Source organism: Mycobacterium sp., from assembly GCF_035603715.1.
Taxonomy (GTDB): Bacteria; Actinomycetota; Actinomycetes; order Mycobacteriales; family Mycobacteriaceae; genus Mycobacterium.
In genome coordinates, this window is sequence record NZ_DATNJW010000201.1 from 1 (window position 1) to 8,984 (window position 8,984).

Here is an 8,984-nt window from a genome sequence, read left to right on the forward strand (position 1 = left end):
TCGTTCACGAGAAGAATTTGGTGTACGTCCTATGTCAACGCATATGCAGATGCTGCGATTGCTGGACGGCTCCGAGGATAACCTGCTTCGATGCCGGAAGCAAGGAGCCCCTCCGCCGCGTCTGGGGATGCTAGCTGGGAACTGCTACTCCCGAACTCCAGCGTACGCCGTCGCCAGCCGTCATTTCACTGACCGCGAACCCGTTTGCAGCGCCGAAGTCCAGCACCTCTGCGGGCAGATCAGCCGCCGTACTCATCGCGATCACCGCCGGACCAGCGCCCGAAAGCACAGCTGCCACGTTGTAACGGCGCAATAGCCGCAGAAATTCCGCCGACGAGGGCATCGCGGGCGCGCGGTGCGGCTGGTGGAGCACGTCCTCGGTGGCGGCCATCAGCAGGTCAGGCCGCTCGGTGAGCGCCACCACCAGCAGCGCCGCACGGCTGACGTTGAAGCGGGCGTCCTCGTGGCTGACCTGGGTGGGCAGCAGCACTCGCGCCTCCACCGTCGAGGAGCGTTCGGTGGGAATGGCCGGGAACAGGCGGATATCGGGATGCAGCCGCAGCGGCGCCGCCGAGTAAGCCGGCGGGCCGGCACTCGAGTCGGTCCACGAGACGACCGCGCCACCCAGTACCGCCGCGGCCGCGTTGTCGGGATGCCCTTCGAATTCCGACGCCAACTGGATCAGCTCGGCCTGGCCCAACGGTGTCAAACCCGCCTGTGCGAGCAGACCATTGACCGCGGCAAGACCGCCGACGACTGCCGCCGCCGACGACCCGAGCCCGCGCGAGTGCGGGATTGCGTTGCGGCACCGAACTTTCAGCCCGGATGCACCGACACCGGCGGCCTTCAGCCCGTGCTCGACGGCGCGGACAACCAGATGGCCGGAGTCGAGCAGCAGCTCCCCGGCGCCCTCCCCCTCGACCTCGACGAGCAGCCCGGAATCAGTTGTCTCGACGATGATTTCGTCATAGAGGCTCAATGCCAGCCCGAGACTGTCGAAGCCCGGGCCCAGGTTGGCACTGGAGGCCGCGACCACCGAACTGGCCAGCAGCCCGGAAGCAAGCACTAGACCAACCCCAGCTTCGCGACGACGGCGACGGGGTCGACGGGAACCGGCGCAGGCGTCGGCATGTCCCGCAGCGCGGTGTCGGGATCCTTGAGGCCGTTACCGGTCACCGTGCAGACCACGGTCGAGCCCGGCTTGACCCAGCCGTCGTCGACGGATTTGAGCAGACCGGCGATGCTGGCCGCCGAAGCCGGCTCGACGAAGACGCCCTCGGCACCCGCCACCAGGTGATATGCGGCGAGAATCTCGTCATCGGTGGCAGCCAGAAAGCGGCCGTTGGACTGTTCCTGCGCCGCGACCGCGGGCCCCCACGACGCCGGCGAGCCGATGCGGATCGCGGTGGCAATGGTCTCGGGATTGCTCACCGGTTGGCCGGACACCAACGGCGCCGCGCCCGCGGCTTGGGTGCCCAGCATGCGCGGCAGCTTGTCGATCACACCGTCAGCGTGGTACTCGGTGTAGCCCTTCCAGTACGCCGTGATGTTGCCCGCGTTGCCGACCGGCAGGGCATGAATGTCGGGTGCATAACCCAACACGTCGACGATCTCGAACGCCGCCGTCTTCTGACCCTCGATACGAACCGGGTTGACCGAGTTGACCAATGCGATCGTCGGGAAATCGGCGACGATCTTGCGGGCGACCTCGAGGCAGTCGTCGAAGTTGCCGTCGATCTGAATGATCTTGGCGCCGTGCATGACGGCCTGCGCGAGCTTGCCCATCGCGATCTTGCCCTGCGGAATCAGTACCGCGCAGGTGATGCCGGCGCGGGCCGCATACGCCGCGGCCGACGCCGACGTGTTCCCCGTCGACGCGCACATCACCGCCTGTTGGCCGCGGGCCACCGCGTCGGTGACGGCCATCGTCATGCCGCGGTCCTTGAAAGAGCCGGTGGGATTGAGGCCCTCGACCTTGAGGTGCACCGTGCACCCGGTCTTCGCCGACAGGCGGGGTGCGGGAATCAGCGGCGTGCCACCCTCGAACAGCGTGACGGGAACCCAGTCGTCGCCGACCGGCAACCGGTCCCGGTACGCCTCGATCAGGCCGGGCCACCGCTGATGGACGGCGGCCTTGAACGAACTCATACGTTGGTTCCTTCCAGCCGCAAGACGCTGGCCACACCTTGCACCACGTCGAGGTCGGCCAGCGCGTCAACGGTTTCGGACAGGGCGGCGTCGGTGGCGGTGTGGGTGACCACCACGACGCGAGCGCCGACGCGGCGTCCTCCCTCGCCCACCACGCCCTCCTGGCGGACTTCGGCGATGCTGACTTCGCGCTTGGCGAATTCGGCCGCGACCGTGGCCAATACACCGGGCTTGTCCGCGACGTCCATGCTGACGTAATAGCGGGTCTCGATCACGCCCATCGGGGCGACCGGCAGCTGAGCGTACTTGGACTCTTTGGGCGCACGGCTACCCAGCACCCGGTTACGGGCCGCCATCACCAGATCGCCGGTCACCGCCGATGCGGTCGGCGCTCCACCGGCCCCCTGGCCATAGAACATCAGCCTGCCCGCGGCCTCAGCCTCGACCACCACGGCGTTGAACGCACCGTTGACCGTCGCCAGCGGGTGCTCCAGCGGCACCAGCGCGGGATATACCCGAGCCGAAACCCGCTGTTGCCCATCGTCGGTGGTAATCCGCTCGCAGATCGACAACAGTTTGATCGTGCAGCCCAATGCGCGTGCCGTCACGAAATCATCCGGGCTGATCTTGGTGATGCCCTCGCGATAGACGTCATCGGCGGTCACCCGGGTGTGGAAGGCGATGGACGCCAGGATGGCGGCCTTTGCTGCGGCGTCGAAACCTTCCACGTCGGCGGTCGGGTCCGCCTCGGCGTAGCCGAGCGCACTCGCGTCGGCCAGAGCCGACTTGTAATCGGCGCCGGTGCTGTCCATTTCAGACAGGATGTAGTTGGTGGTGCCGTTGACGATGCCGGCCACCCGCTGCACCGTGTCGCCGGCCAGCGACTGGGTCAGTGGGCGGATCACCGGGATGGCGCCGGCCACGGCGGCCTCGAAATACAGGTCGACGTGGGCGTTTTCGGCGGCCTGCGCCAACTCACCGGTGGACACCGAGAGCAGGGCCTTGTTCGCCGTCACGACCGACTTGCCGTGCTCGAGCGCGGACAGGATCGCTTTGCGCGACGGTTCGACCGGCCCCATCACTTCGATCACGATGTCGACGTCGTCACGGGAGACGAGCGTGTCGATGTCGTCGGTGAGCAGGTCGACGGGCACACCGCGGTCGTCGGCTACCCGGCGTACGCCGATGCCGCGCAGTATCAGCGGCGCCCCGACCCGGGCGGCGAGGTCGTCAGCGCTCTCCTCGATGATGCGAACGACCTCACTGCCCACATTGCCGAGCCCCAATACCGCTACACCGACCGGCTTTTCATCGCTGCTCACGCTTCACCTCACTTCCAGACTCAACAGATCGTCGACCGTCTCCCTGCGCAGAATCAGACGGGCCCGTCCGTCACGCACGGCCACCACCGCGGGGCGACCGATCAGGTTGTAACGGCTCGACAACGAATAGCAGTAGGCGCCGGTTGCGGCCACCGCAACCAGATCGCCCGGCGTGATGTCATCGGGTACCCAGGTATCACGAACCACGATATCGCCACTTTCGCAATGCTTTCCGACGATACGAGCGATCGTCGGTGCGGCTTCGGTGGCGCGGGAGACCAGACGCACGTCGTAATCGGCGCCGTACAGCGAGGTGCGGATGTTGTCGCTCATGCCGCCGTCCACGCTGACGTAACGCCGGTGCGCCGTCGCGCTGACGCCGACGTCTTTGACGGTGCCGACCTGGTAGAGGGTGATGGTCCCGGGTCCGGCGATGGCGCGCCCGGGTTCGACCACCAGTCGTGGCACCGGCAAACCCACCGCCGCGGACTCGTTACGCACGATGCCGCTGAGCTTGTCGGCGAGTTCGGCCACCGGAGGTGGATCGTCGTTGGGTAGATACGAGATGCCAAGGCCGCCACCGAGGTCGACGGTAGCGATCTGCGAGGTCTTGTCGACCCCGAACTCGGCGACCACGTCGCGCAGCAGACCGATGACGCGGTGCGCGGCGATTTCGAAGCCGCCGACGTCGAAGATCTGCGAGCCGATGTGGCTGTGCAGGCCCACCAGGCGGAGGTGATCGCTGGCGAACACCCTGCGAACCGCGTCCATGGCCGCGCCGTTGGCCAGCGACAACCCGAACTTCTGGTCTTCGTGGGCGGTGGAGATGAACTCGTGGGTGTGGGCCTCGACGCCGACGGTGACCCGGACCAGCACATCCTGGACGATGCCCGCCTCGCCCGCAATGGCGTCGAGGCGCTCGATCTCGATCATCGAGTCGACAACGACATGAGCGATGCCGGCCTTGACGGCAGCGGTCAGTTCATCGATCGATTTGTTGTTGCCGTGCAACGCGATCCGTTCAGGCGGGAAGTCGGCGTGCAATGCGACCGCGAGTTCGCCGCCGGTGCAAACGTCCAGCGACAGCCCTTCCTCGTCGATCCAGCGTGCTATTTCGCTGGACAGGAAGGCCTTTCCGGCATAGTGCACGTTGGCGCCACCGCCGAATGCCGTGGCGATCTCGCGGCACCGCGACCGGAAGTCGTCTTCATCGATCACGAACAGCGGTGTGCCGTATTCCTGGGCGAGCGACCGCAGCGAGACGCCTGCAATGCTGACAATTCCATCGTCGCCGCGAACAACGTTGCGCGGCCACACGTTCGGGGCCAGTTCCAGCAATTCGTAAGTGCTCGACGGACACGGCGGAACACCGGAGTGGTGAAACTCCTCAGCGTGCCGGGGTCCGGCCGGATGCGCGTTCACATTCGCTCCGGAGCGCTGACACCCAAGATCGCCAGCCCATTGGCGATCACCTGGCGGGTCGCCTGGCACAGCGCCAGCCGAGCGGTGTGCAGTTCGTTGGGCTCCTCGTCGCCCTGTGGCAATACCCGGCACGAGTCGTAGAACCGGTGGTAGTCGCCGGCGAGGTCTTCGAGATAGCGGCACACCCGGTGCGGCTCACGCAGTGCGGCCGCGGTTTTCAGCACCCTGGGGAACTCACCCAGGTTGCGAATGAGCGCGCCCTCCTTGTCGTGGGTGAGCAAGTCGAGGTGGTCGGTGTCGGGGATCAGGCCCAGCTCGGCGGCGTTGCGGGCCAGTGCGGAAAGCCGGGCGTGCGCGTATTGCACGTAGTAGACCGGGTTTTCGTTGGAGGCCGACGACCACAGCGCAAGGTCGATGTCGATCGGGGTGTCCACCGACGACCGGATCAGGCTGTAGCGCGCGGCGTCGACACCGATCGCCTCGACCAGATCGTCGAGCGTGATCACCGTGCCCGCCCGCTTGCTCATCTTCACCGGTTGCCCGTCGCGGACCAGGTTGACCATCTGGCCGATGAGCACCTCGACGGAGGCCGGGTCGTCGCCGAATGCCTCGGCCGCAGCCTTCAGTCGGGAGATGTAGCCGTGGTGATCGGCGCCGAGCATGTAGATACACAGGTCGAAACCTCGCCCGCGCTTGTCCAGATAGTAGGCGAGATCGCCCGCGATGTAGGCGTGCTTGCCATCGCTCTTGATCACGACGCGGTCCTTGTCATCGCCAAAAGCACTGGTGCGCAACCAGGTTGCGCCGTCCTTCTCGTAGATGTTGCCGTTCTCGCGCAGGCGCGCAATCGCCTGCTCGACGCGGCCACTGGTGTGCATCGACTCCTCGTGGGTATAGACGTCGAAGTCGACACCGAAGTCGTGCAGCGATTTCTTGATGTGGGCGAACATCAAGTCGACGCCGATCCGCCGGAACGTCTCGTGCTGTTCGGCGTCGGGCTGGCTCAGTGCATCTGGTGCCTGCTGCAAAACTTGCGCGGCGATGTCGGCGATGTAGCTGCCCGCGTAGCCGTCGTCCGGAGTGGGCTCACCTTTGGCGGCGGCGATCAGCGAGTTGGCGAACCGGTCGATCTGCGCGCCGTGGTCGTTGAAGTAGTACTCGCGTACCACGTCGGCGCCCTGCGTGGTGAGCAGCCGCCCCAGCGCATCGCCGACAGCCGCCCAGCGGGTGCCACCGATGTGGATGGGTCCGGTCGGGTTGGCCGAGACGAACTCGAGGTTGATGTTATGGCCGGCCTGGGCGTCGGAGTTGCCGTAGGTGTGGCCGGCGTCGATGACGTTGTTGACGATCAGACCCTGCGCCGAGGCGTCCAGCCGTAGGTTGATGAAGCCGGGTCCGGCGACCTCCGCCGAGGCGATGCCGTCGGCCTGGGCCAGTGCGTCGGCGAGCCATCCGGCCAGCTCGCGGGGGTTGGCACCGACTTTTTTGGCGAGCTGCAGCGCCAAGTTGCTGGCGTAATCGCCGTGCTCGGGGTTGCGTGGCCGCTCGACGGTGATCGCCGACGGCAGCGCGGCCGTGTCGAGCGCATGCTCGGCCAGCACCGCGGTCGCGGTGGCCTTCAGCAGCTCGGCAAGATCGGCGGGATTCACGCAGGCCATCCTATGGGCTGAGGTCCTCTGGCTTCGAATCCATTCCGGTGCCCAGCAGGCCGTCGTGATGCGTTAGTCTGTCGTGGCCCGTTGGCGCAGCATTTGTCGTGTGCGCCCCCGTAGCTCAGGGGATAGAGCGTCTGCCTCCGGAGCAGAAGGCCGCAGGTTCGAATCCTGCCGGGGGCACCAGCGTTTCCCCAGGTAGAGCCCATTTTTGGGGCCTATCTCCCGACGCCGTCTGATCCAGGTCGGATGCCTGCCCCGCTGCGGTTGTTTGCTGCCGCCAACCCGCCCTGGTGGATCGGCCCGAGGAACTCCCGTTGCTCAGTTTTGCCTAGTCATTCCTATTCAGACACGCCAACACGCCTTTTGTACCTAACATTCTTAAGTCGATCCCGCGTAGAATTGCAGGCAAATCAATTGTGCTATTAAGCATCATCAATAAACGTAAGGAAATGAAGTGACCGCTCCGATTTTCGGTACTAACCAGCGGGCCGACGTTCTGGTCAACATGACCGCCGATGGCATCGATCTTCGGCCCATCAACGCCACCGGGAACGGCGCTGATGACGCTTGAGGATGCCGTGGCCGCTCAGGCTCAGGTACGCCGGTCAATCGTGTCGCACCGGGCATCGCGCAGATGAAATACATTGAGCCACAAGGAAATTGAGGTCCGCGCGCGCGCTGGATCAGACAGCCATCCGACAGCTTGGCGGCCTAATGGCCTTGACCTGCGGATATGTGCTCAATCCGGCAGTTTGCGATCCTGCCGGGTTCGAGCACACCTGCACTAGAGCAGGCAAGGAACGATTAGTTTGTGCTTCCCACGCCGCGACCGGGGGTAGACAAACGGGCGTATGTCGCGGTTGTCCGGATAAGCACGCGGTCTTCTGCGTCAAAGACCGCGCATTCGGAACTCAAGAGTGTGCGACCGTTATGAACCATTGTGGCTTCTGCGCGGAGCGGCCCACCGCGTGGCTGGCGGTAGTAGCGGACGTGCATGTCTGTTGTCACAGTAAATTCGTTCGTGAAGTCGTAGGCCCCGACAAGACAGATGGCACAGGCGGCATCGGCCAACGTTGCGAGTATTCCGCCGTGGATGGTGCCTTCGAAAAAGCCTCTTATCTCCTCGCTGAGCGGCATGGACAGTACGGCTCGTCCCGGTTTCTGTTCGACAACACTCATGTTCAGTGCTTTGTGTACAGGGGACTTGTGCAGGTCCTCATTCGGATCCATGTCGGCGGCCTCCGATGGCCCTTGGGGTGACTTGCTCAGCACGATCACGGGAATGATGACATGAAAGCCGGTCGAAAGGGGTCGGCACAGACTCAGTATTTCGGTGTCATTCGGGTCAGGGCTGGCGGGCCAGCGCCGACAGAGCTTCGGCAATGACCACCTGGCGCTCATCGACGGCAGCCTGATAGAGCAATGATGCTCGCGCCATGGAGTGTCCGAGCCGTGCCATCCATGCTAGCCCAAACCTGCTGTGCTACAATCTATTTGGGCTTATCGGCGCTGGTCAGAGAGCTATCCGCATTTCGCGTCGCCGCAGGTTCGAATCCTGCCGGGGGCACTCTCTGAGCACGCATTTCACGAATGCGTGCAAGCTACGTGCAATAACCAGCACCAAACGTGCAGGTCACAGCACGGTCAGCAGACCGCCGAGCACGCTGCACAGGAGAGGCCCGTACGCCCGCCGATGCAAGAGAGTCCCGCACCAGCCGCTGCCCAGGGAACATCGAAGAGGTTCGTGTCCGTATCTAGGCGCGGCCTACTCGTAGAGCCGACACCGCTGGACGAGGATTTCGGCTAGCCGTTGAGGTTCGCTGACCATCAGCATGTGGCAGGTGTCGATCTCGACGAGGGTCTGCACACCGCCAAGCGCGTCAATGCACTCGTGTTGAATGTTCATCGGGACGGCGCGATCACGCCGAGTGAGTATCCACGTGCGTGGCACCTCGTCGGGCATACCGCTGCGGTCAACTTTTTCTATCATGATGGGGGCTGATTCCTGACAGGACCGAGCCAGCGTGAACCTGCGCTGTGCGGGAGTCATTCCGTTGCAAAATACAAACCTTGCCAATGCAGTAGGCAAACCTCCCGGGCGTAATGAACGGCCTTTCTGCACCTTGCGTTTCGCGGTGCGACGCAGGTACCCGCTCAATGCCCCGGGAAACGTATCCACCAGGGCGCTGCCGTTGGCTGGTACCTGCGCGGTGGCCAAGATCATCTCCCGCACTCGCGATGAGCCAAGCTTGGCGACGATAGCTGGGACTGTAAGCCCCGCCAAAGAGTGGCCGACGATGACAAGGTTGTCGTCGAACTCCGCGCTCTTGATGTCTGCAACCACAGAGTCAACCCACTCGTCGATACACGCCGTGACCAAGTCACCGGGCTTCCCTCGCCGACCTGGCAAATCAACGGTCAGCACCTTTAGCTCCGG

General features: G+C 64.6%; 7 protein-coding genes and 1 tRNA gene. 1 reads left to right on the forward strand and 7 read right to left on the reverse strand.

What is annotated here, in order from left to right:
• Positions 1-130: 130 nt before the first annotated feature.
• The 5 genes from thrB to argS all read right to left on the reverse strand — a co-directional run bounded on the left by thrB (position 131) and on the right by argS (position 6,541).
• Entirely contained in the window at positions 131-1,066 is a 936-nt protein-coding gene (gene thrB / locus VN856_RS08605) for a homoserine kinase (protein ID WP_325688009.1), read from the reverse strand.
• The gene (gene thrC / locus VN856_RS08610) at positions 1,066-2,148 is read right to left on the reverse strand and encodes a threonine synthase (protein ID WP_325688011.1); all 1,083 of its coding nucleotides are present in this window, start codon (positions 2,146-2,148) and stop codon (positions 1,066-1,068) included. The genes thrB and thrC overlap by 1 nt, the downstream gene beginning before the upstream one ends.
• A complete protein-coding gene (locus VN856_RS08615; RefSeq protein WP_325688013.1) occupies positions 2,145-3,470 on the reverse strand; it encodes a homoserine dehydrogenase in 1,326 nt (441 codons plus the stop codon). Before VN856_RS08615 ends, thrC begins: the two co-directional genes overlap by 4 nt.
• Before the next feature lie 3 nt (positions 3,471-3,473).
• Complete coding sequence (gene lysA / locus VN856_RS08620; RefSeq protein ID WP_325688021.1) at positions 3,474-4,808, reverse strand: diaminopimelate decarboxylase; 1,335 nt, start codon at positions 4,806-4,808, stop codon at positions 3,474-3,476.
• A gap of 80 nt (positions 4,809-4,888) precedes the next feature.
• Positions 4,889-6,541 (reverse strand): arginine--tRNA ligase, encoded by a 1,653-nt coding sequence (argS, locus tag VN856_RS08625; protein WP_325688015.1) that lies wholly within the window; start codon positions 6,539-6,541, stop codon positions 4,889-4,891.
• Positions 6,542-6,654: 113 nt separating this feature from the next.
• Here argS and VN856_RS08630 point away from each other — a divergent pair.
• Positions 6,655-6,730: transfer RNA gene (locus VN856_RS08630), tRNA-Arg, on the forward strand.
• A gap of 621 nt (positions 6,731-7,351) precedes the next feature.
• Here the strand turns inward: VN856_RS08630 and VN856_RS08635 are convergent.
• Positions 7,352-7,825: a PaaI family thioesterase gene (locus VN856_RS08635; protein ID WP_325688017.1), complete on the reverse strand. Its 474-nt coding sequence runs from the start codon at positions 7,823-7,825 to the stop codon at positions 7,352-7,354.
• Positions 7,826-8,312: 487 nt separating this feature from the next.
• The coding region (locus VN856_RS08640; RefSeq protein WP_325688019.1) for an alpha/beta hydrolase at positions 8,313-8,984 on the reverse strand (672 nt) is incomplete at its 5' end.